Origin of the sequence: Streptomyces chattanoogensis, assembly GCF_001294335.1 — a bacterium.
Taxonomy (GTDB): domain Bacteria; phylum Actinomycetota; class Actinomycetes; order Streptomycetales; family Streptomycetaceae; genus Streptomyces; species Streptomyces chattanoogensis.
The window spans coordinates 45,671-66,928 of the sequence record NZ_LGKG01000135.1 but is presented as its reverse complement, the minus strand read 5'-3'; the positions used below and the strand labels follow the sequence as shown (position 1 = coordinate 66,928).

General features: G+C 72.0%; 18 protein-coding genes, 3 tRNA genes and 1 pseudogene. 12 read left to right on the top strand and 10 right to left on the bottom strand.

Features of this window, described 5'->3' with window-relative positions; all coding sequences use genetic code 11:
• Positions 1–199: 199 nt before the first annotated feature.
• On the top strand, positions 200–877 hold the full coding sequence (locus ADL29_RS16720) for a GntR family transcriptional regulator (RefSeq protein ID WP_053924432.1): 678 nt from the start codon (positions 200–202) through the stop codon (positions 875–877).
• 50 nt (positions 878–927) lie between these two features.
• On the top strand, positions 928–1,575 hold the full coding sequence (locus tag ADL29_RS16715) for a hypothetical protein (RefSeq protein WP_046927275.1): 648 nt from the start codon (positions 928–930) through the stop codon (positions 1,573–1,575).
• A 38-nt stretch (positions 1,576–1,613) separates the two neighbouring features.
• Here the strand turns inward: ADL29_RS16715 and ADL29_RS16710 are convergent, their stop codons facing one another.
• Entirely contained in the window at positions 1,614–2,486 is an 873-nt protein-coding gene (locus ADL29_RS16710) for an SLATT domain-containing protein (RefSeq protein ID WP_053924431.1), read from the bottom strand.
• A gap of 324 nt (positions 2,487–2,810) precedes the next feature.
• On the opposite strand from ADL29_RS16710, the gene purD reads away from it, so the two are divergent.
• The 3 genes and pseudogenes from purD to ADL29_RS16695 all read left to right on the top strand — a co-directional run bounded on the left by purD (position 2,811) and on the right by ADL29_RS16695 (position 7,963).
• A complete protein-coding gene (purD, locus tag ADL29_RS16705) occupies positions 2,811–4,103 on the top strand; it encodes a phosphoribosylamine--glycine ligase (protein ID WP_053924430.1) in 1,293 nt (430 codons plus the stop codon).
• Positions 4,104–4,514: 411 nt separating this feature from the next.
• Complete coding sequence (locus ADL29_RS16700) at positions 4,515–6,257, top strand: hypothetical protein (RefSeq protein WP_245689462.1); 1,743 nt, start codon at positions 4,515–4,517, stop codon at positions 6,255–6,257.
• 226 nt (positions 6,258–6,483) lie between these two features.
• Positions 6,484–7,963, top strand: a pseudogene (locus ADL29_RS16695) (N,N-dimethylformamidase beta subunit family domain-containing protein).
• Positions 7,964–8,024: 61 nt separating this feature from the next.
• Here ADL29_RS16695 and ADL29_RS16690 read toward each other — a convergent pair.
• Entirely contained in the window at positions 8,025–8,924 is a 900-nt protein-coding gene (locus ADL29_RS16690) for a LysR family transcriptional regulator (RefSeq protein ID WP_053924428.1), read from the bottom strand.
• A gap of 101 nt (positions 8,925–9,025) precedes the next feature.
• Between ADL29_RS16690 and ADL29_RS16685 the strand changes: the two genes are divergently transcribed.
• Positions 9,026–10,390, top strand: a complete 1,365-nt coding sequence (locus tag ADL29_RS16685) for an MFS transporter (RefSeq protein ID WP_245689455.1) — start codon at positions 9,026–9,028, stop codon at positions 10,388–10,390.
• An 88-nt stretch (positions 10,391–10,478) separates the two neighbouring features.
• Positions 10,479–11,393: a phosphoribosylaminoimidazolesuccinocarboxamide synthase gene (locus ADL29_RS16680; RefSeq protein WP_053924427.1), complete on the top strand. Its 915-nt coding sequence runs from the start codon at positions 10,479–10,481 to the stop codon at positions 11,391–11,393.
• 78 nt (positions 11,394–11,471) lie between these two features.
• Here ADL29_RS16680 and ADL29_RS16675 read toward each other — a convergent pair.
• From ADL29_RS16675 to ADL29_RS16640, 8 genes are all read right to left on the bottom strand, one after another.
• Positions 11,472–11,544, bottom strand: a tRNA-Gly gene (locus ADL29_RS16675).
• A 34-nt stretch (positions 11,545–11,578) separates the two neighbouring features.
• Positions 11,579–12,205: a response regulator transcription factor gene (locus ADL29_RS16670; RefSeq protein WP_053924426.1), complete on the bottom strand. Its 627-nt coding sequence runs from the start codon at positions 12,203–12,205 to the stop codon at positions 11,579–11,581.
• Positions 12,202–13,491 carry a sensor histidine kinase gene (locus tag ADL29_RS16665; protein ID WP_053924425.1) on the bottom strand — a complete coding sequence of 430 codons (1,290 nt, stop codon included), beginning with the start codon at positions 13,489–13,491 and terminating at the stop codon, positions 12,202–12,204. The genes ADL29_RS16670 and ADL29_RS16665 overlap by 4 nt, the downstream gene beginning before the upstream one ends.
• A 30-nt stretch (positions 13,492–13,521) precedes the next feature.
• Positions 13,522–14,316, bottom strand: a complete 795-nt coding sequence (locus ADL29_RS16660) for an ABC transporter permease (RefSeq protein ID WP_053924424.1) — start codon at positions 14,314–14,316, stop codon at positions 13,522–13,524.
• Positions 14,317–14,330: 14 nt separating this feature from the next.
• On the bottom strand, positions 14,331–15,341 hold the full coding sequence (locus tag ADL29_RS16655; RefSeq protein ID WP_053924423.1) for an ABC transporter ATP-binding protein: 1,011 nt from the start codon (positions 15,339–15,341) through the stop codon (positions 14,331–14,333).
• A gap of 129 nt (positions 15,342–15,470) precedes the next feature.
• Positions 15,471–15,543: transfer RNA gene (locus ADL29_RS16650), tRNA-Gly, on the bottom strand.
• Between the two features lie 75 nt (positions 15,544–15,618).
• Positions 15,619–15,690, bottom strand: a tRNA-Gly gene (locus tag ADL29_RS16645).
• A 118-nt stretch (positions 15,691–15,808) separates the two neighbouring features.
• The gene (locus tag ADL29_RS16640; protein ID WP_052687155.1) at positions 15,809–16,129 is read right to left on the bottom strand and encodes a histone-like nucleoid-structuring protein Lsr2; all 321 of its coding nucleotides are present in this window, start codon (positions 16,127–16,129) and stop codon (positions 15,809–15,811) included.
• Positions 16,130–16,428: 299 nt separating this feature from the next.
• Here ADL29_RS16640 and purS point away from each other — a divergent pair, with 299 nt between their 5' ends.
• The 5 genes from purS (at position 16,429) to ADL29_RS16615 (ending at position 21,206) form a co-directional block, all read left to right on the top strand.
• Entirely contained in the window at positions 16,429–16,692 is a 264-nt protein-coding gene (purS, locus tag ADL29_RS16635) for a phosphoribosylformylglycinamidine synthase subunit PurS (protein ID WP_053924422.1), read from the top strand.
• Entirely contained in the window at positions 16,689–17,369 is a 681-nt protein-coding gene (gene purQ / locus ADL29_RS16630; protein ID WP_046927288.1) for a phosphoribosylformylglycinamidine synthase subunit PurQ, read from the top strand. The genes purS and purQ overlap by 4 nt, the downstream gene beginning before the upstream one ends.
• Complete coding sequence (gene purL, locus ADL29_RS16625) at positions 17,366–19,615, top strand: phosphoribosylformylglycinamidine synthase subunit PurL (protein WP_053924421.1); 2,250 nt, start codon at positions 17,366–17,368, stop codon at positions 19,613–19,615. Before purQ ends, purL begins: the two co-directional genes overlap by 4 nt.
• Positions 19,616–19,744: 129 nt before the next feature.
• Complete coding sequence (locus tag ADL29_RS16620; protein WP_053924420.1) at positions 19,745–20,287, top strand: ArsR/SmtB family transcription factor; 543 nt, start codon at positions 19,745–19,747, stop codon at positions 20,285–20,287.
• 34 nt (positions 20,288–20,321) lie between these two features.
• A complete protein-coding gene (locus tag ADL29_RS16615; RefSeq protein ID WP_053924419.1) occupies positions 20,322–21,206 on the top strand; it encodes a M23 family metallopeptidase in 885 nt (294 codons plus the stop codon).
• Positions 21,207–21,258 lie beyond the last annotated feature (52 nt).

The following is a 21,258-nucleotide window of genomic DNA, read 5'->3' as shown; positions in this document are numbered from 1 at the left end:
CCCTGCGGGCCTTGTACGGGGCTCGTACGGAACCTGTACGGAACCCGTACCGGACCCGTGAAGCGGCGGCCGCGCGCCCTGCCCGGGACGTATCGTCCCAGGTACGGCGCGTGGCCACCGCCGCCCTCGCCTATCGTGGGCCCGGGCCGCTTCCCACCTTCGCGGTCATGAAGTCCAGTCGTCGAAGGAGACGGACACGATGGCCGCCGGCGGAGACAGCTCAGTCATACGGCGCAGCACGCTGCGCCAGCAGATCGCCGACGCCCTGCGCGACGAGGTCCTGGCCGGCCGGCTGCCGTCCGGCCACCCCTTCACCGTCAAGGAGATCGCCGAGCAGTACGGCGTCTCCGCCACCCCGGTCCGCGAAGCCCTGCTCGACCTGTGTGCGCAGGGCCTGCTCGACGTCGAACAGCACCGCGGCTTCAAGGTGCACGCCTTCACCGCCGACGATTTCGTCGCCATGGTCGAGGCCCGCACCCTGATCATCGAGGGCATCTTCCGCAGCGGCGCCGAAAGCGCGCTGCGCGCCACCCCCGCCGAGGTGCTGGTCTCCATCCGCCGCCGCGCCGACGAGGCCGAGCGCGCCGCACGGGCCGGCGACCTCGACGTACTGATCGGTTACGACCTGCGGTTCTGGCGCGAGCTGAGCAGCATCGTCGGCAATCCGTACATCAGCGACTTCCTCGACCGGGTGCGCGTGCAGACCTGGATGTTCGCGGTGCCGCTGCTGCGCCGCACGGACGACCTCAAGAACAACCTCTGGCACGGCCACAGCCGCCTGGCCCAGGCGCTCCTCCAGTACGACCTGGCCGAGGCGCAGCGGCTGATCGCCGAGTACAACGAGCACTCACTCACCCTCGTGGGAAAGCACGGCTAGCACTACGCTGTCCCGACTCCTGTCCCCCGACCGGAAGCGAGCCCTCACTCGTGGCATGCGACCTGTGGCTGGTGCCCCTCGTAGACGTGCTGTGCCACAGCCCCGACAACCCGTTCTCCGAAGAGATCGCCGCCTACGACACGGCCCTGACGGAAGCGGGCCTGCCGCCCGTCCCGGTCTTCAGCTACATGCCGGGCCTGACCGGCGATGTCGCCCCGGTCGCCGGCTTCGACTACGACGCGCTGCACTTCCTGCGCCGCGCCTATCTCCTGCGCCTGTGCGGCCTGGAGGTGACACCGGTGGACGAACTGGGCAGCGACTACGAGCAGTTGCTGGAGATGTTCGAGACGACGGCACAGCAGTCCCATCTGGTCTGGCACTACGACCACGCGGGCGCCTATGTCCCGGTCGACTTCCCGCATCCGCTCGCCAACGACGACCTGCTGGAGGGCGGCGGTCCACTGGGCTCCTCGCACGGGCTGCTGCGCGAGCTCGAAGTGGTCGCGCCGTCCTTGGGCATCGATCCGGCCAATCCTCCGGCCGCACCGGAACCGCCGGCCGGCCCCACCTCCCTGGAGGAGCGGGCGGCCGTCCCCCTGGACGACGGCCCGTTCGCCCGGGAGCGCCATGTATGGCTGGGGCTGCATGCGGCCGCCACCCGGAGCCTGGGCCAGGGCTCGATGATCGTCTTCAGCTAGGGCCTGTCCGCCCGGTGGCGGGCATCCTCCCGGGGCCCTCAGCGCCCCTGCTCCGGCGGCCGCTGGCGCGGCATGTTCGGCCGGGTGCCCGGCGGCAGCATGAACCGGGCCGGCGGCTCCACGCTCTCCTGCCGCGGCGGCGCCCACGGGCCCAGCAGCTGCGCGGCCGCCGGCACCGGGCCGGCCCGGAATTCCGCCATCCAGTCCGCCGTTTCGGCCCGTACGAGCTCCCCCAGGTCCTCGTTGAACCGCCGCAGCACGCTCAGGCAGCGCTCCGCCGCCTCGCTCGCCGTGCCCTCCGTCGGGCCGAGCACCTCGCGCACGCTCTCCGACGCCCAGTCGAACTGCAGCGCCTCCAGCCGGCGGTGAATCGCCTGGGCGGTCGCCAGATCCCGCATCCACCCGGCCGTCACCCCGAAATACCGGTCACAGCCCACACACACCGCCGCCACCAGCAGCGCCAGATAGCCCCACGGGGTCCCGCCGTCCCAGGTCCCGGTGAAGTCCAGCAGCGGCAGCAGCCCGCCCGCCGACACCCCGGCCGCGGCGCCCAGCCGGAGCGCCCGCGCGCCGCGGCGCTTGGCCTGCCGGTCGTGCAGATACCAGTCGGCGGCGCGCAGCGCGCCCTCCTCGGTCCACAGATAGAGCGCGTCCAGGCGGTCGGCCGGTTCGCCCCAGTCACCCAGTGGGAACAGCCGCCCGGCGAGGTCCTCGCGGCCCCGGGCGCGGCCGCCCTGCTCCCGCTCGTAGCCGTACCGGCCCCGGTCCGGGCCGCTTTCCCGGTCCCGGAAACGACTGCGCTGCCGGTTCCGGTCGCGATACCGGTCCCAGCGCCCTTCGCGGCCGTGCCCCCGCCTCTGCCCGCCCTCCCTCCGGGGAAGCCCCTCGGGCTGCATCTCCGGCTGACTCACCCGTGCTCCCTTTTTACGGATCCGTGCGGTGCGCGCGAAGCGGGTCCCTCCCATGCTTTTGGGGCTATGGGGGCGTACGAGACGGCCGTTGCGCGCAGCCCCCATTCCTACCGCCGAACGGTTGGCGTCCCTCCCAAGATCGCCTGATTTCCGCCCAGAAGTGGTGGTGGATCCGGTATAAGGCGACCGGACGTCTCACCCGAAAGAGTTGTGCCCGAGCGTGGCCCCCGCGGTGACGGACGGTTTCCGGCCGCGGCGCGGCCTTTGTGCGATCGGGGCACGGCCGGCGTCGGGCCGCCTGGTGCATTCGTCTAGGCTGCCACCGTGAAGGTCCTCGTCATCGGCGGCGGCGCCCGCGAACACGCCCTGTGCCGCTCCCTGTCCCTCGACCCCGACGTCACCGCGCTGCACTGCGCTCCCGGCAACGCCGGTATCGCCGAGGTGGCCGAATTGCACGGGGTCAACGCCCTCGACGGCCAGGCCGTCGCCGAACTCGCCGCCGGCCTGCAGGCCGACCTTGTCGTCGTCGGCCCCGAGGCCCCCCTGGTCGCGGGCGTCGCGGACGCCGTGCGCGACCGCGGCATCCCGGTCTTCGGCCCCTCGGCCCAGGCCGCCCGGCTCGAGGGCTCCAAGGCCTTCGCCAAGGACGTGATGGCCGCCGCGGCCGTCCCCACCGCCCGTAGCTACGTCTGCACCACCCCGGAAGAGATCGACGAGGCCCTGGACGCCTTCGGGGCCCCCTACGTCGTCAAGGACGACGGCCTGGCGGCCGGCAAGGGCGTCGTCGTCACCGAGGACGCCGACGCCGCCCGCGCGCACGCGCTGGCCTGCGAGAGCGTCGTGATCGAGGAGTTCCTGGACGGCCCCGAGGTCTCCCTCTTCGCGGTCACCGACGGCGAGACCGTCGTCCCGCTCCAGCCCGTCCAGGACTTCAAGCGCGCCTACGACGGCGACCAGGGCCCGAACACCGGCGGCATGGGCGCCTACAGCCCGCTGCCCTGGGCCGACCCCAAGCTGGTCGACGAGGTCATGGCCACCGTCCTGCAGCCCACCGTCGACGAGCTGCGGCGCCGCGGCACACCCTTCTCGGGCCTGCTCTACGCCGGCCTGGCGATCACGTCCCGCGGCATCCGGGTGATCGAGTTCAATGCACGCTTCGGCGACCCGGAGACCCAGGTCGTCCTCGCCCGCCTCAAGACCCCGCTCGGCGGGCTGCTCACCGCGGCCGCCACCGGAAACCTCGCCGCCCTCCCGCCGCTGCGCTGGAGCGACGACGCCGCCGTCACCGTCGTCATCGCCTCGCACAACTACCCGGACACCCCGCGCACCGGCGACCCGATCTCGGGCCTGGCCGACGTCGCCGAGCAGGACGGCCCCGAGGCGTACGTCCTCCACGCGGGGACCAAGAGCGACGACTCCGGCGCGGTGCTCAGCGCGGGCGGCCGGGTGCTGTCCGTCACCGCCACCGGCTCCGACCTCACCACCGCCCGGCAGCGCGCCTACCGCGCGGTAGGCCGGATCTCCCTGGACGGCTCCCAGCACCGTACGGACATCGCCGCCAAAGTGGCGGGAGAGGCTGCAGGGGACGCGGGAAACACGGGAAACGCCGCCTCATAGGACTGGACGGAAGCAGCATCCCGGCTTGGTTCCCGGCTTTACCCAAAGCCATTCCATCGAGTGACGACGCCGGTTATCCGCTGACGTGACCCCCACCCCCAACTAGGGTGCCGCGCAAGCGTCCTGCGGCAGCCGCGCCGGAAACCGGCGTGACTGCCGCGGTGGCGTACGACAAGTGGCTCACCGGCATTGCGATGTCAGTGGCGGGTGCCACAGTGGTGGTGGAGTGAGCTCGCCCGGCGTGAGCCCGCTTGCCGCACAACGCGCAGTTCTCGTCCGTCCGTCCCGTGTTCTCTCCGTCCGGCTCCATCAGGACAGCAGGGGGTGTACAGGCTCGTGGCAAGTCCGGAAACAGGCGTCCTGGCGGCGCGCGCCCGCGCCCTCGCCGTGCTGCGGATCCGCAGCTCAGCGATGGCCGTGGCGCTGCTGCCCGCGGCGGTGGCCGTGGTGCTGTTCACCGGCCGGGCGACCGGCCATCTCGGCGCAGGAGGCGCCTGGGACGCCGCCCGCTGGGCGGTGAGCGGCCTCGCGGTGGTGGCGCTGCTCCTGGCGGCGCTGGTCACCGCCGTCATCGCCCGTGCCAGGCCCGCGCTCAGCCCCTCCGTGCCGATCTCCGAGAAGTCGGCCCCCGACCTCTACCGTCTGGTACGCGATCTCGCCGAGCGCCTCGAGGTCCCGGCCCCGTCCGCGATAGCGCTCACCCCCGACTGCGACAGCTGGCTCGAGGACCGCACGCACCGCGCCCACGGCCCGCCCCGCCGCACCGCCGGCCGCCGGGCCGCCCAGGCACCGGTCCTGGTCATCGGCTCACCGTTCCTGTGGTGGATGCGGGTCGCCGAGCTGCGCGCCCTGCTCGCCCCGGTGGTCGCGGGCACCGGCCCGTCCGCACACCCCGACATAGCCGCCGCCCGCCGCTTCATCCGGGGCCTGGACGCCGCCGTCGCGGTCTCCGCCCGCGCCGCGGGCCCGCTCGGCCTGCCGCTCCGGTTCGTCGGCCGGGTGTCGCGGCTGCTGCTGCGTGCCTGCCGCGACCACGCCACGATCATGGAGCGCGGGGTCGCCGCGGCCGCCTCCGAGCGCGCCCAGGGCGTCGACTACGGCCTGCGGATCGTCGCCCAGGAACAGGTCGGGCTCGCGTACGCCGGCTGGGACCGGCTGCTGACCCGGGTGGCCCTGCCCGCCTGGCGGATGGGCCGCTGGCCGTCCCGGCTGGACGCCGGAGTGGTCTCCGCGCTCACCGAGCTCTCCCGCCGCGACCGCCTCGCCGAGGGCTTCACCTCCCGGCTCGGCGAGCGGCCCGCCTGCGACCTCCTGGAGGAGCCCGGCGCCATCGACCGCGCCGCCTCCCTGCTGGCCGCCCGGCTCTTCCACGGCGGCCCGGCCGAACCCGGTCCCGACTGGTCCCCGGTCGGCTGGAACCAGTACCCGGAGGAGGTCGTGGACCGCAAATGGCGCCTGGAGGCCGCCCGCCTGCACCGCGTCCTCGACGAGCTGCCCGCAGCGGACCTCCCGGCGGCCGGCCAGAGCGCAGGCCAGACGGCCGGTCCCGGCGCAGCGGCGGGCACGAACCGCTCCTACGCCCGCACCCCGGCCCGTACGGCCGTCGGCGAGCGGACCCCGGCCCGTCAGCCCGCCGACCACGCACCGCCCGCCCCTCCCGCCCCCGGCGAACCGACGGCGGCCGCGGCCGGCCCCACACTCGCACGGGTCATCGACCGCCTGGCCCGCGACGACCGTGCGGGTGATCTCGTCGCCGCCCGCCTGGGCGCGGAGGTCGCCCGCGAGGAGCGCGAGGAAGCGGCCCGCCAGGCGGCCCGCGGCGCCTTCGCACAGGACGCCGCCGCGGGCGTGGCCTGGGGCGACGGCCTGGCCGAAGGCGGCCTCCCGCTCTTCCCGCTGCAACCGCCCCGCACGGGCCGCGAGTTGCTCGCCGACCACGTCACCGCCATGGTGTGCTGTGCGGCCGTCGACACCGCGGGCGCCACCCCGGGGCTGGACTGGCTGGACGGCCCGGCCCTGCTGGTCGACGGCGCCCGCCGCGCCGACCTCGGCGTTCCGGTGCTCAGCCTGGTGGACGACGGCGACGCCGGACCGCTCCGCGGCTGGCTGACGACGGTCGGCGTCCGCCCGGAGAAGCCGGTCAGGCTGGTGTGAGCCGGGGCCGCTCCGCTCCCGGCCGCACCGGCTGAATGTTCCCCTGCAGCTCGTGTTTCGGGCCAAGGAGCCCTAAATTCACGACGAAGGGTGACGGAGTGGGTGCGTAATGTGATGTGCTGGGTCATGGGGCCGTATTTACATGGCGGGGACATAACACAACCCGTCGTACCGAAACGGCCGTTGTCGGCCGCGGCCACTGGGCGATGCGGGAGGGGAGCGGAAAGTGGGCACGGAACAGATCAGGCGCTGGGAATCGGGCGCGCTCGCCCACGCGGTCACGGACCCGTTCGGGCAGGGTCCGCTGCCCTGGCTGCGCGGCAGCGAGAACTACTTCGACTCGGGCCGGGTCGTGCCCTGGTACGTCGATCCCGCCGTCGCCCAGGGCGACCTGCGGGTCCCGGCACCCCGCAAGCACAACGGCCCGCGCACGGCCGACGACGTCCGCCGGCAGATCAAGGGCTTCGCCAGCACCGGCGCGGTGACCCCCCGGCGAGGCCATCGACTTCCGCGTCTCGGTCGACCCGCCGCAGCCGTTCAGCATCGACGTCTACCGCATCGGCCACTACGCCGGAGCCGGCGCCTCCAAGATCACCACCAGTCCGCGGCTCGCCGGCATCGTGCAGCCGGCCCCGCTCACGGTCGACCGCACCATCTCCTGCCATCACTGGTGGCTCTCCTGGCGCCTCCAGGTCCCCACGTACTGGCGCCTCGGCGCCTATGTCGCCGTCCTGACCACCGCCGACGGCTACCGCTCCCACATCCCCTTCACGGTCCGCGACGACCACCCCGCCGACCTCCTCCTGCTGCTGCCCGACATCACCTGGCAGGCCTACAACCTCTACCCGGAGGACGGCCACACGGGCGCCAGCCTCTACCACGCCTGGGACGAAAAGGGCGCGCTGCTGGGCGAACAGGACGCCGCCACCACCGTCTCCTTCGACCGCCCCTACGCCGGCGCCGGACTGCCCCTGCACGTCGGCCACGCCTACGACTTCATCCGCTGGGCCGAGCGCTACGGCTACGACCTCGCCTACGCCGACGCCCGCGATCTGCACGCCGGCCGCGTCGACCCGGCCCGCTACCGCGGCCTGGTCTTCCCCGGCCACGACGAATACTGGTCGGTGCCCATGCGCCGCACCGCCGAGCGCGCCCGCGACACCGGTACGTCCCTGGTGTTCCTCTCCGCCAACACCATGTACTGGCAGGTCGAGCTGTCCCCGTCCCCCGCCGGCCCGGACTCGCTCCTCAACTGCCGCAAACGCCAGGGCCCCGGCCGCCCCGCCCTCTGGCGCGAGATGGGCGCCCCCGAACAGCGCCTGATGGGCATCCAGTACGCGGGCCGCGTACCCGAACCGGCCTCCCTCGTCGTCCGCAACGGCGACCACTGGCTGTGGGAGGCCACCGGCGCCCACGAAGGCGATGAACTCCCCGGCCTGGTGGCCGGCGAGGCCGACCGCTACTTCCCGCGGACCCCCCTCCCCGACCACACCCGCCGCATCCTGCTCGCCCACTCCCCGTACCGCGACGGCGAAGGCGCCCTCCGCCACCAGGAGACCTCCCTCTACCGCGCTCCCAGCGGCGCCCTCGTCTTCGCCTCCGGCACCTTCGCCTGGTCCCCGGCCCTCGACCGCCCCGGCCATATCGACCCCCGCATCCAGCGCGCCACGGCCAACCTCCTGGACCGCATCTGCAAACGGGACTGAGAGCCTCTCCCATGCCTCTCCCAGGCCCCTCGCGCGCCGGTATCGCGCCTCTCGCACGCCGCTACCGCGACGCCGCCGGCCCCAACTCCCGGGCCAGCGCCACCGTCAGCGCACGGAAGATCCGCACCTCCGGATTCCGGTCGCCGGCCCTGGTCGCCAGCACGCTGTGTGCCCACGGCGCATCCAGCACCGGCACGTACACCGTGCCCGGCCAGGAATAGAAGCGCGCGAACGACTTCAGCGCCGAGCCCGCGCCCCGCCCCGCGGCGATGCTCGTCAGGCAGTCGTGCGGAGTCAGCGCGTAGTCGGGGCCGCGCCGTTCGGCCGCGTCGAAGTACAGGTAGTCGGTGAAGGGCCGCGGGGTGTGCGGCGGCACCCGCAGATACGGCAGGTCGATGATGTCCGCCCGCCGCACCCCCTCCCGCGCCGCGTCCGCGAGCGAGGACGCCGCCGGCACCACCACGATCCGCTGCTCGGTCGTCAGCACATCGACCTCGATGCCCTCGGACCGGATCAGCGGCCGTACGAACGCCACATCCACCCGGTCCTCGCGCAGCGCACTGCAATGCTCGGTGAAGTCCAACTGCACCAGCGACAGCGGCACGTCGGGCCGCGCCCGGCGGAAGGCACTGACCGCGGTCGGGGTGACCTCGGCCGACCCGTGCCCCATCACACCGACCCGCAGCGGCCGCTCCGGCGGTGTCCCCTGCGCCGCCTCCGCCACATCGTCCATGGCGGCATTGGCCGCGGCGAGCAGCGTACGGGCATGCGAGACCAGCCGCCGCCCCGCCGGAGTCGGCGCCACCGGATTCCGCTCCAGCAGCGGGGTGCCGAACTCCCGCTCCAGCTGCTGCACATGCCCCGTCACCGCTGCGGGCGACAGAAACAGCCGCGCCGCCGCCCGCCCGAAGTGGCCCTCCTCGACCACCGCCAGGAAGGAAGACAGCCGTCGCAGATCCATACGCGCCACGATAAACGCAGGTCAGGGTCGAGCCCCGAGGCCGTTCACAAATGCTGAACGGGGGAGGTGCCAGGGCCCGCGCGGCACGTACACCTACCTCCATGACGATCACGGCAACACCTGGCGCACCCCCTGCCACCGGCCGCCACCCGCACCGCCCCCGCCACTGGCTGCGCGCGGGCTGGCTGATGACCGCCTCCGGCTGGAGCGCCAACCAGTTCTCCGCGCTTCTCGGCGCTTACCGGGCCGACCTGGGGCTGACCACCGCCACCACCACCGGTCTCTTCGCCGTATACGTCCTCGGGCTGGTCCCCGCCCTCCTCCTGGCCGGCCCGGCCGCCGACCGCCACGGCCGCCGCCCCCTCGTCTACACCGCCCTGGCCGTCTCCTTCGTGTCGACCTGCCTGCTGATGGCGGGCCCGGCCGCCGGCTGGCTGCTGTGGCCCGGCCGCTTCCTCACCGGACTCGGCGCCGGCGCCCTCCTCACCGCGGGCAGCGCCTGGGTCAAGGAACTGTCCTGCCCGCCGCACGGCACCGCCGCCACCCCCGGCGCCGCCGCCCGCCGCTCCGGCCTCTTCCTCTCCGCGGGCTTCGCCTCCGGCGGCCTCGCCGCCGCCCTCATAGCCCAGTGGTCGCCCTGCCCGATGGTCATGGCCTACGTCCCCCATCTGCTCCTCGCCACGGCCGCGGCCGTCTCCGCTGCCCGCGTCCCCGAGACCTCGCCTTCACTGACCTCACCCTCGCCGGCCTCTCCCTCACTCACCCGCACACTTCGACTACATAACGTGAACACCGACGGGCTGCGAAGGGTTGCCTCCGCTAGCACAAACGCCGCCGAAGCCGCGAAAGCCCAGGCTGCGAAAGCCCCGGCCGAGGGTGCCGGGGAGGCCGGGCACCGCACCCGCACCCGCTCCTTCCGCCGCCTCGTCCTCCCCGTGGCGCCCTGGGTCTTCGCGGCCCCCGCCATCGCCTTCGCCGTCGTCCCCGGCCTCGTCGACGCACGCCTCGACGGCTGGGGGACCGTCTACGCCGGCATCGTCACCGCCGTCACCCCCGGCGCAGGCATCCTCGTCGCCCCGCTCGCCCGCCGCCTTGCCGCCCGGCACCGCATCGCCAACGCCGTCGCGGGCCTGGCCGCCATCGTCCTCGGCTTCGCGGTCGACGCCCTCGCCGTCGCCCACACCCAGCCCGCCGTCGCCCTGTTCGCCGCCGCGCTGCTCGGCGCCGGATACGGCCTGTGCGTGGCCCACGGCCTGACGGAGGTCGCCGCCCTCGCCCCGCCGCACCGCCTGGCCCGGCTCACCGCGCGCTTCTGGTCCGTCTGCTACCTGGGCTTTTGTGCCCCGTACGCGTTCACTCTGCTCACCGGAGCCTTCTCGCCGCCCGCGATCCTCGTCGCCGCCGCCGTCCTGGCCGCCCTCACCCTCGCCGCGGTCGCGCTGCGCGGAGTCCGTACGGCGTCCTGACCGTCCGGCCGGTGACCCTGAGGCGAAGATCCCCTTCCGTATACGGGAGAATCGGAGCGACTCCTGGATCAACCTACGCGGAGGCAGCGTGTCCGGTTTCGTAGAAAAGCCCGAGCCCGTGCAGGTCCCGGGGCTCACCCACCTGCACACCGGCAAGGTGCGCGACCTCTACCAGAACGCCGACGGCCAACTGATCATGGTCGCCAGCGACCGTCAGTCCGCGTACGACTGGGTGCTGCCCACGGACATCCCGGACAAGGGCCGCGTGCTGACCCAGCTGTCCCTGTGGTGGTTCGAGCAGCTCGCCGACCTGGCGCCCCACCACGTCCTGTCCACCGACGTCCCGGCCGGCGCCCCGGCCGACTGGGCCGGCCGCACCCTGGTCTGCAAGTCCCTGGCCATGGTCCCGGTCGAATGCGTGGCCCGCGGCTACCTCACCGGCTCCGGCCTCGCCGAGTACCGGCAGTCCCGTACGGTCTGCGGTCTGGCGCTTCCCGAGGGTCTGGCCGACGGTTCCGAACTGCCCGAGCCGATCTTCACCCCGGCCACCAAGGCCGCCGTCGGCGACCACGACGAGAACGTCTCCTACGAAGAGGTCGTCCGCCAGGCCGGCGCCGATGTCGCCGCCGAACTGCGCCGGACCACCCTCGCCGTCTACGGCCGGGCCCGCGACATCGCCCGCGAGCGCGGCATCATCCTGGCCGACACCAAATTCGAGTTCGGCTTCGACGAGCGCCCCGGGGGCGAGAGGGTGCTGACCCTGGCCGACGAGGTGCTCACCCCCGACTCCTCCCGCTTCTGGCCCGCCGACCAGTGGCAGCCGGGCCGCGCGCAGCCGTCCTTCGACAAGCAGTACGTCCGCGACTGGCTGACCTCCCCGGCCGCCGCCTGGGACCGTACGGGCGAGCAGCCGCCGCCCGCCCTCCCGCAGGAGATCGTCGACCGCACCCGCGCCAAGTACATCGAGGCCTATGAGCGCCTCACGGGTCTGACCTGGTCGTGACCGGCCCGGCCCGCCCCGGGGGGGGAGGGGCGGGCATGCGAAAAGGCCCCGGACCGAAGATCCGGGGCCTTCTTTCTGAGCGGACGACGAGGCTCGAACTCGCGACCTCAACCTTGGCAAGGTTGCGCTCTACCAACTGAGCTACGTCCGCCTGCCCGCCGCCTGAGCGCGCGGTGCGGGGTCCACTATAGCCAACCCCGGGCGCGGGCGATGCGTGCCGCGGTATGACGGTTCTCCGCGGACAGCTTCGCGGTGGCCGAGGAGAGGTAGTTGCGCACCGTCCCGGGCGAGAGCGAGGCCCGCACCGCGATCTCCGCGATGGGCGCCCCGTTCTCCGCGTACTCCAGCACTTCCGCCTCCCGCGCGGTCAGCGGCGAGTCCCCCGCGCTGATGGCGTCGGCCGCCAACTCCGGGTCGATGTACCGGTTTCCGGCGTGCACCGCACGGATGATCTCCGCGAGCCGCTGCGCCGAGACGGTCTTGGGGACGAACCCCCGCACGTCCGCCTCCAGGGCCCGTTTCAGATGTCCGGCGCGGCCGTGACTCGTCACGATCATGGTGCGGCACCCCGGCAGCCGGCTGCGCAGCGATGTGGCCACCGCCACACCGTCCGCCCCCGGCATCTGCAGATCCAGTACGGCCACATCGGGCCGGTGTGCCTCGGCCATCGCCAGCGCCTCGGGGCCGGACGCGGCCTGGGCGACGACCGCCAGGTCGTCCTCCAGGGCCAGGAGGGCCGCCAGCGCCCCCCGGATCAGATGCTCGTCATCGGCGAGCAGCACCCGCACCGGCGCGGGCTCGTTCCCGGTCATGCGGCGCCCTCCGTACCCTTCGTGTCAGCGGGCCGCAGCCCGGCACCGTCCCCGTCCACGGCCGGCGCATGCTCCAAGGGCACCTCGGCCCGCAGCCGGAACCGCCCTTCGGGCCGCGGCCCGGCCACCAGCGTTCCGTCGAGCGCCGCCAGCCGCTCCCGCAGCCCGGCGATCCCGGAGCCCGCGCCGCCGTCCGGCCCGGCCTGCGGCACCCCGTCGTTCTCCATGGTCAGCACCGCCGCGCCGCCGTCCGCCGCGACCCGCAGTACCAGCCGGCAGATACGGGCATCCGCGTGCCGCAGCACATTGGTTGTGCCCTCCCGTATGACCCAGCCGAGCGTCGACTGCACCCGCTCGGGCAGCCCGGCGCCGCCCTCCCCCTCGATCAGGCACTCCACGCCGGCGGCCCCCAGCACCGCCCGCGCCCCCGCCAGTTCCACCTGCAGATCGGCCTGCCGGTAGGCGCGCACCACGTCGCGCATCTCGCGCTGGGAGTCCCGGGTGATCCGCTGCACCTCGTCCATGTGCTCGGCCGCCTCGGGCCGCCCCTTGCGGGCCAGCCGCGCCGCCAGTTCGCTCTTGAGCGCGATCACCGCCAGGTTGCGCCCGACGACGTCGTGCATGTCCCGTGAGAAGCGGAGCCGCTCCTCGGCGACGGCCAGCCGCGCCTGGACGGACCGCGCCTCGTCCACCTCCCACATGACCGCGAGCGACCAGGCGCCGGGCCGGGCGGTCAGCAGGGAGATCGCGCCGCCCACCAGCAGCGCCCCGAAAGCGAACGCGCCCTTCAGCCAGTTGCCACTGGCCACGGCGAGCACGGTGCCCCCGACGACGGCGGCCGCCGCATTCGCGGCGCCGTAGACCCGCAGGGGTACGACCAGGGCGAACGCGCTGCCGACCGGTATCGGGAGATACCCGGCGGACAGGACGATCATCCCGTCGTGGAGCCCGTGCACCGCCTCCAGGGCGGCCATCAGGCCCAGGGCGACGACGGCCAGCACCACCCCGGCGATGATCCCCCGCCGGGGGGCATCGCCCCTGCCCAGATAGTGGTCCAGCGCGGGCCCGATCGCCGGGGCGCTCACGGCGGCCTGTGCCAGGCTCACCAGGGCGAGCGCCCCGCCCAGGGCCAGAGCCACGGGGCGGTGCTCCAGGCTGCCGGTCAGCGGAAAGACGCCCCAGCAGGCCGCGAAGAACCACTGTGAGGTGCTCAGTGTGCCCCGTGTGTAGGAGTCGACCTGCGCGAGCTTGCTGCGCCCCCGCCATCTCCGTACGCGTCCGATCACGTGATGCGTCCCCCCCCTGGTCGTGCCCGGTTACCGTCGCGGCTCCCACCGGAACCCGCGCTTCACAGCCAACACCCCGAGGCCGATCCACACCAAGCCGACGACCAGCCGCTTCACCGTCTCCCCGGCATCCGCCCCGCCGGTCCACCCGTCGCGCAGCAGACCTATCACCGGCGACATCGGCAGCAACTCCAGCACAGTGGCGAGCCGTTCGGGCAGCACCGTCAGCGGCACGATCATCCCGGACCCGGCCATCGACAGGAACATCAGCGGCATCACCGTCAGCTGTGCCGACTCCGCGGTCCTGGTGATCCCGGCGGATGCGGCGGCCAGCGCCACCACCGTCACCAGGCCGATGGCCACGCCCGCCAGCACCAGCAACGGCGCCTGCGGCGGCTCGGCGTCCATCATCAGCCCGCCGCAGGCCGCCAGCAGCACACACTGCGCCAGCGCGATGACCACCGTCGGCAGCGCCGTCCCCGCCAGCACCTCCCCGTCGGACAGCTCCCCGCTGCGCAGCCGCTTCAGTACGAGTTCCTCGCGCCGCACCACGAACGCGCTGGTCAGATTGGAGTAGACGGCGAAGAGCAGCACAAAGCCGATCGCCCCCGGCAGCAGCACCGTTCCCACCGTCAGCCCGGAGTTCTTCAGCGGCATCTGACTGACTGCCTGCCGCATCGCGAAGGCCATACCGATGGGCAGCACCAGCGAGGTGAACAGGGCGGTCTTGTTCCGCCCCAGCAGCCTCAGTTCCGACTTCCCCAGGGCACTCAGCCGCATGACCGCCGTCGTACGGGCACCCGTACCGGCCGCCGACACCCTCATCCCGCTCACTTGTCTCACAGTCCCTTCTCTTCCAGGTCGTCCAGCCCTTTCGCGATCCCCAGAAACGCCTCTTCCAGCGATGCCGAGCGGATGTCCAGCCCGCGCAGCTCGACCCCCTTGTCCCGGGCCCAGACCAGCACCCCGGTCGCGGCCCGCTGCAGCTCGCCGGTCCGCAGCCGTACGGTCCGCCCGGACATCTCGTGGCCGCCGACGCCCAGCTCCGCGAGCGGCGGCAGGTCCCCGAGGTGGAACCCGTCGGGCAGCTCGAAGGAGATCTGCGAGGGCCGCGCCGCCACCACGTCCGCGACCGTCCCGGTCGTCGCGATCCGCCCCTTGTGCATGATCGCCAGGCGGTCGGCCAGCTCCTCGGCCTCTTCCAGGTAGTGCGTGGTCAGCAGCACGGTCGTGCCGCCGTCGCGCAGTTCACGCACCAACTCCCAGGTCTCGCGCCGTGCTTCGGTGTCCAGACCGGTGGTCGGCTCGTCCAGGAACAGCACCTCGGGCCGCCCCAGCAGCGCCAGCGCCAGATCCAGGCGCCGCCGTTCACCGCCGGACAGCTGCTTGACGCGGATGTCGGCGCGGCGGTCCAGGCCCACCATCGAGAGCGCCTCCCGGGCGGGCCGCGCCCCGCTGGTGCACCCCGCCCACATCTGCACGGTCTCCAGCGCCGTCAGCTCCGACGGGAAGCCGCCCTCCTGGAGCATCACCCCGGTCCGCGGCCGTACCGCGGACCGCTCGGTGTACGGGTCGTGGCCCAGCACCCGAACCTGCCCGCCGCTCGGTGCGGCCAGGCCCTCCAGCAGCTCGACGGTGGAGGTCTTGCCCGCGCCGTTCGTCCCCAGCAGCGCGAACAGCTCCCCGCGCCGGACCGAGAAGTCGATCCCGCGCACGGCCTCGTAGTCCGGCCGGCTCTTCGTGCCGCGCGCGGCCTTCCCTGCTCTGCCGCGCCCGCGGGGCGTCCCCCCGTAACTCCGTCGCAGCCCCGTGACCTCGATCACGAAATCCCCGAAATCCCCGATGTCCATGTCTCCAGACTCGGGCCGGGGGACGGCCGGCGGCAGTGCGGTTTGTCATCACCGCAGATGACAAATGTCATTACGGAAACCGGGGCATGCAGAAGGCCCCGGATCAATGATCCGGGGCCTTCTTTTCTGAGCGGACGACGAGGCTCGAACTCGCGACCTCAACCTTGGCAAGGTTGCGCTCTACCAACTGAGCTACGTCCGCAGGCATCCACTCGGCTTTCACCGAGCGGCGCGACAGCTACTCTACCCGATCCCGAGGAGTGGTTGAGACTGTCAGAGCGGGTGACAGGGATTGCACACTGCGCCTCCCCCTTGGAAAGGGGGCGCTCTACTACTGAGCTACACCCGCGTGACTCCGTGAGGTCCGGCCTTTCGGCCTGGCCCCTCGGCGTGCTCCAGACTCTAGCTGATCAGTAGGGGTGCTGTGCAAGTCGGCTGTGCGCGGTCGCGGAGTGCCGGCAAGTTGGTTAGTGGTTGGCGGCGTTGAAGGCCTCGTAGACCTTCTTGGGGATCCGGCCGCGCGGAGGGACGTCCATCTGGTGGGAGCGGGCCCAGGCCCGGACCGCCGCGGGGTCGGGGGTGACCGCGGTCCGGTGGTAGGCCTTGCCGGACTTCGACCGCTTGCGGCCCGCCTCGACGAACGGGGCGAGTGCGGCGCGCAGTTTCTTCGCATTGGCGGGATTGAGGTCGATCTCGTACGACTTCCCGTCCAATCCGAAGGCGACCGTCTCTGCGGCTTCTCCGCCGTCGATGTCATCGGAGAGCGTTACTACTACGCGCTGCGCCACGGAAATCGGTCCTTTCGTGCAGCAACCCTGTCTTGACATGGGGTGATGCTGCGGATCCGGCTGATCGGAATCAATGCTTTTTCATTTGTACAGCGATGGGCATTGCATTGTGAAGCCCAGTTAATTTTCTCAGCGTGTCCTGCGCAATCCGGACCCTAGATCTTTTCCGGATTTTTTCTCTGGGCGCACCGCGGCCGATACCGGACCGTGATGGGGGGTTCTGTATATCTATGCGCGTAGATTTTCGAACGCGGTACTGTGAGGTCACCGCCTTACGCACCACACCACCGGGAGTGCCAGTGGCACGCGTCGTAGTCGACGTCATGCTCAAGCCGGAGATCCTCGACCCGCAGGGGCAGGCGGTGCAGCGCGCACTGCCACGCCTGGGATTCGAGGGGATCACCGACGTCCGTCAGGGCAAGCGTTTCGAACTCGAGGTGGAGGGTCCGGTCGATGAAGCCGCCCTCGCTCGCATCCACGAGATGGCCGAGACCTTCCTCGCCAACACCGTTATCGAAGACTTCACCGTTCGAGTGGACGAACCGGCCGAGGCCAGGTCATGACCGCTCGTATTGGAGTCATTACTTTCCCCGGCACGCTCGATGACCGCGACACCCAGCGCGCGGTACGGGTGGCCGGAGCCGAAGCGGTGCCGCTGTGGCACCGCGACAAGGACCTCAAGCAGGTCGACGCCGTGGTTCTGCCCGGCGGCTTTTCCTACGGCGACTACCTGCGGGCCGGGGCCATCTCCCGTTTCTCGCCGGTCATGGAGACCGTTATCGAGCAGGCCAGGGCCGGTATGCCGGTGCTGGGTATCTGTAACGGCTTCCAGGTGCTCACCGAGACCCACCTGCTGCCCGGCGCGATGCTGCGCAACAACCATCTGCACTTCATCTGCCGCGACCAGAAGCTGCGGGTGGAGAACGCCACCACCGCCTGGACCACCGATTACGCGGCCGGCCAGGAAATCTCCGTACCGCTGAAGAACATCGACGGCCGGTACGTCGCCGACGAGCGCACGCTCGACATGCTGGAGGCCGAGGGCCGCGTCGCCTTCCGCTATCTGGACGGCAACCCCAACGGCTCGCTCCGGGACATCGCCGGCATCACCAATGAGACGGGCAATGTCGTCGGCCTCATGCCGCACCCCGAGCACGCCGTCGAGCCGCTGATCGGTACGGGCCGTACCGACGGCCTCGGATTCTTCACCTCGATCCTGAAGAAGCTGGTCAACGCATGAGCCTCGACACCGTCAAGCACGCAACCGAGACGCCCGACGTCGAGCAGCCCTGGGCCGAACTGGGCCTGAAGCAGGACGAGTACGAGCGGATCCGGGAGATCCTGGGCCGCCGTCCCACCGGTGCCGAGCTCGCCATGTACTCGGTCATGTGGTCCGAGCACTGCTCGTACAAGAGCAGCAAGGTGCATCTGAAGCAGTTCGGCGAGAAGGCCCCCGAGAACGACGCCCTCCTCGTCGGCATCGGGGAGAACGCCGGTGTCGTCGACGTCGGCCAGGGGTACGCGGTCACCTTCAAGGTGGAGTCGCACAACCACCCCTCGTACATCGAGCCCTACCAGGGCGCGGCCACCGGTGTCGGCGGCATCGTCCGCGACATCCTGGCGATGGGCGCCCGGCCGGTCGCCGTGATGGACCCGCTGCGCTTCGGCGCGGCCGACCACCCCGACACCAAGCGGGTGCTTCCCGGTGTCGTCGCGGGCATCGGCGGCTACGGCAACTGCCTGGGCCTGCCGAACATCGGCGGCGAGGTCGTCTTCGACCCCTGCTACCAGGGAAACCCGCTGGTCAACGCCCTGTGTGTGGGCGTGATGAAGCATGAGGACATCCACCTGGCGAAGGCGTCCGGGTCCGGTAACAAGGTCATCCTCTACGGGGCCCGTACCGGCGGCGACGGCATCGGCGGCGTGTCCGTACTGGCCTCGGAGACCTTCGACGACACCAAGCCGGCGAAGCGTCCGGCCGTCCAGGTCGGCGACCCGTTCCAGGAGAAGCTCCTCATCGAGTGCACCCTGGAGATCTTCCGGGAGAACCTCGTCACCGGCATCCAGGACCTCGGCGGCGCCGGGCTGTCCTGTGCCACCAGTGAGCTGGCCAGCGCCGGCTCCGGCGGTATGCGCGTCGAGCTGGACACCGTCCCGCTGCGCGACTCCTCCCTCTCGCCCGAGGAAATCCTCATGAGCGAGTCGCAGGAGCGGATGTGCGCGATCGTCGAGCCCGGGAAGGTCGACCGCTTCCTGGAGATCTGCGAGAAGTGGGATGTCATCGCGACCGTCATCGGTGAGGTGACGGATGGCTCGCAGCTGGAGATCTTCTGGCACGGCGAGCAGATCGTGGACGTACCGCCGCGCTCGGTCGCCCACGAGGGTCCGACCTACCACCGGCCGTACGCGCGCCCGGACTGGCAGGACGCCCTCCAGGCCGACGACGCGAACAAGCTGGCGCGGCCGGCGAATGCGGAGGAGCTGCGCGCGCAGATCCTGCAGCTGGTGGGCTCGCCCAACCAGGCCTCCAAGGCGTGGATCACCGACCAGTACGACCGTTTCGTCCAGGGCAACACCGTGCTCGCGCAGCCGGAGGACTCCGGCATGGTGCGCATCGACGAGGACTCCGACCTGGGTGTCGCCGTCGCCACGGACGGCAACGGCCGCTACACCAAGCTCGACCCGTACGCGGGTGCGCAGCTGGCGCTGGCGGAGGCGTACCGCAATGTCGCCGCCTCCGGTGCCAAGCCGCTCGCCGTCTCCGACTGCCTGAACTTCGGCTCGCCGGAGGACCCGGCGGTGATGTGGCAGTTCGCCGAGGCCACCCGTGGTCTGGCGGATGCCTGCCAGACCCTCGGCACCCCGGTGACCGGCGGCAATGTCTCGCTCTACAACCAGACCGGCGAGGTGGCGATCCACCCGACGCCGGTGGTTGCGGTGCTCGGCGTCATCGACGATGTGAACCGCCGCACCCCGATCGCCTTCGCCGACGAGGGCCAGCTGCTCTACCTCCTGGGTGACACCCGTGAGGAGCTGGGCGGCTCGGCCTGGTCGCAGGTGGTGCACGACCACCTCGGCGGGCTGCCGCCGAAGGTCGATCTGGAGCGTGAGCGGCTGCTCGCCGAGATCCTGATCTCGGCCTCCCGTGACGGCATGGTCGACGCGGCGCACGATCTCTCCGACGGCGGTCTGATCCAGGCCCTGGTGGAGTCGTGTCTGCGGGGCGGCAAGGGCGCGCGCCTGGTGGTGCCGGACGCGCTCGACCCGTTCGTCTTCCTCTTCTCGGAGTCGGCGGGCCGGGCGATCGTCGCCGTACCGCGCAGCGAGGAGCTCCGCTTCACGGACATGTGCGGTGCGCGGGGGCTGCCGGCCACCCGCATCGGTGTGATCGACGGCGCGGAGATCGACGTCCAGGGGCAGTTCAGCATTCCGCTGAGCGAGCTGAAGGACGCCCACGAGGGGACGATCCCGAGCCTGATCGCCTGAGCGCTGCTCTTCCGTACGCCTCACCAGACGGCCCGCCGGTACGCCCGGCGGGCCGTTTCGGTTTCCCGGGGCGGAGCCTGCCGAGGAACAGTGCTTGCCAGGGATTACGTAATTACGTAATCTCCAACTATGGATCTCGAGCAGCGGGTCGCGGAGCTGGAGCGCCGCCTGGCCGCGCTGGAGCGGGCCGCCGGGCGGCCGGCCGGGCCGGCCGCCGGCCCATCGGCGCCCGCGTCCTCGCCCGAGCGGGACCCGGACGACGATTTCTGGGCCCTGAACGGCCTGAAGGAACAGCTCGCCGAACTGGGCGCGGACAACGGCGGGGTGCTGTTCACCGGCGCGGTACGCACGCCCACCGGGAAGCGCTACGAGTGGCAGTACGCGCTGGCCACCGACACCGTGCTGGTCCGCGACTGGGGCGAGGCCGCGGAGTCCTTCGCGGCGCTCGGCCAGCCCGTACGGCTGCGGCTGCTGCGCGAGATCCTCGGCGGGCGCTGCACCGCCGCCGAACTCACCGAGATCGACGGCATGGGCACGACCGGCCAGATCTACCACCATCTGCGGCAGCTGACCGCCGCCGGCTGGCTGCACTCGGCCGCCCGGGGCCGCTACGAGGTGCCGGCCGGCCGGGTCGTACCGCTGCTGGTGATGCTGACCGCCGCCGGGCGCTGACCCCACCCGGCCGATTTCAGGGGGAAACACACATATGAAGTCCCAGTCCCAGTCCCAGTCCCGGTCCCGGTCCGCCCAGTCGCCGGCGCTGCGGAAAACCGCCCAGTGGGCCGCCCGCGTCTGCCTCCTGGCCTGGCTGGTGATCATGGTCGCGGGCTACTTCGTCGACGGTCTCTACTGGTGGGGCTGGATCCCGCTCGGCCTGTGGCTGATGCTCGGGTTCGGTGTGAACCGGCGGGCTGCCGGGGCCGAGGCGGGCCCGGTGACGGCGGCCACGGTCGAGGCGGTGGCGGTCGGGGCGCCGGTCACCGGCCGCTGGAAGGCGCTGAACAGCCCCGCCGACAAGGTCCCCAGCCATGGAACCCGGGCCTACGGACAGGCCTACGCCATCGACATCACGGCGGAGCCGGAGGACGGTTCCCGCCCCGGCTTCGGCTGGTGGCCCCTGGCGCGGCGCAGCGAGGACTTCCCGGCGTTCGGCGCGGATCTGCTCGCCGTCGCCGAGGGCACCGTCGTCCGCGCCGAGGACGGCCAGCGCGACCACCTCAGCCGTACGTCCTGGCCGGCGCTCGCCTACTTCTTCGCCGCCGAGGCGGTCGTCCGCTCGCTGGGCGGCCACCGGCGGGTGATCGGCAACCATGTGATCCTCGACCTGGGCGACGGTACGTACGCGCTCTACGCCCACGTCCGGCGCGGCTCGCTGACCGTCCGGCCGGGCGACCGGGTGCGGGCCGGGCAGTTGCTCGGCCAGTGCGGCAACTCCGGCAACAGCACCGAACCGCACGTCCACTTCCAGCTCATGGACACCGCCGACCCGGACACCGCCGACGGTGTGCCCTTCACATGGACGGACGTCGGTGTCCCGCGCAACGGCGAGACGTTCGTCGTCGCGGCGGCGGTGGCGAAGCGCGCCGGCTGACCGCGTCCGGCCGCTGAATTCCGGGGCGGCTGTCAGTGGTGCCGCCTACGCT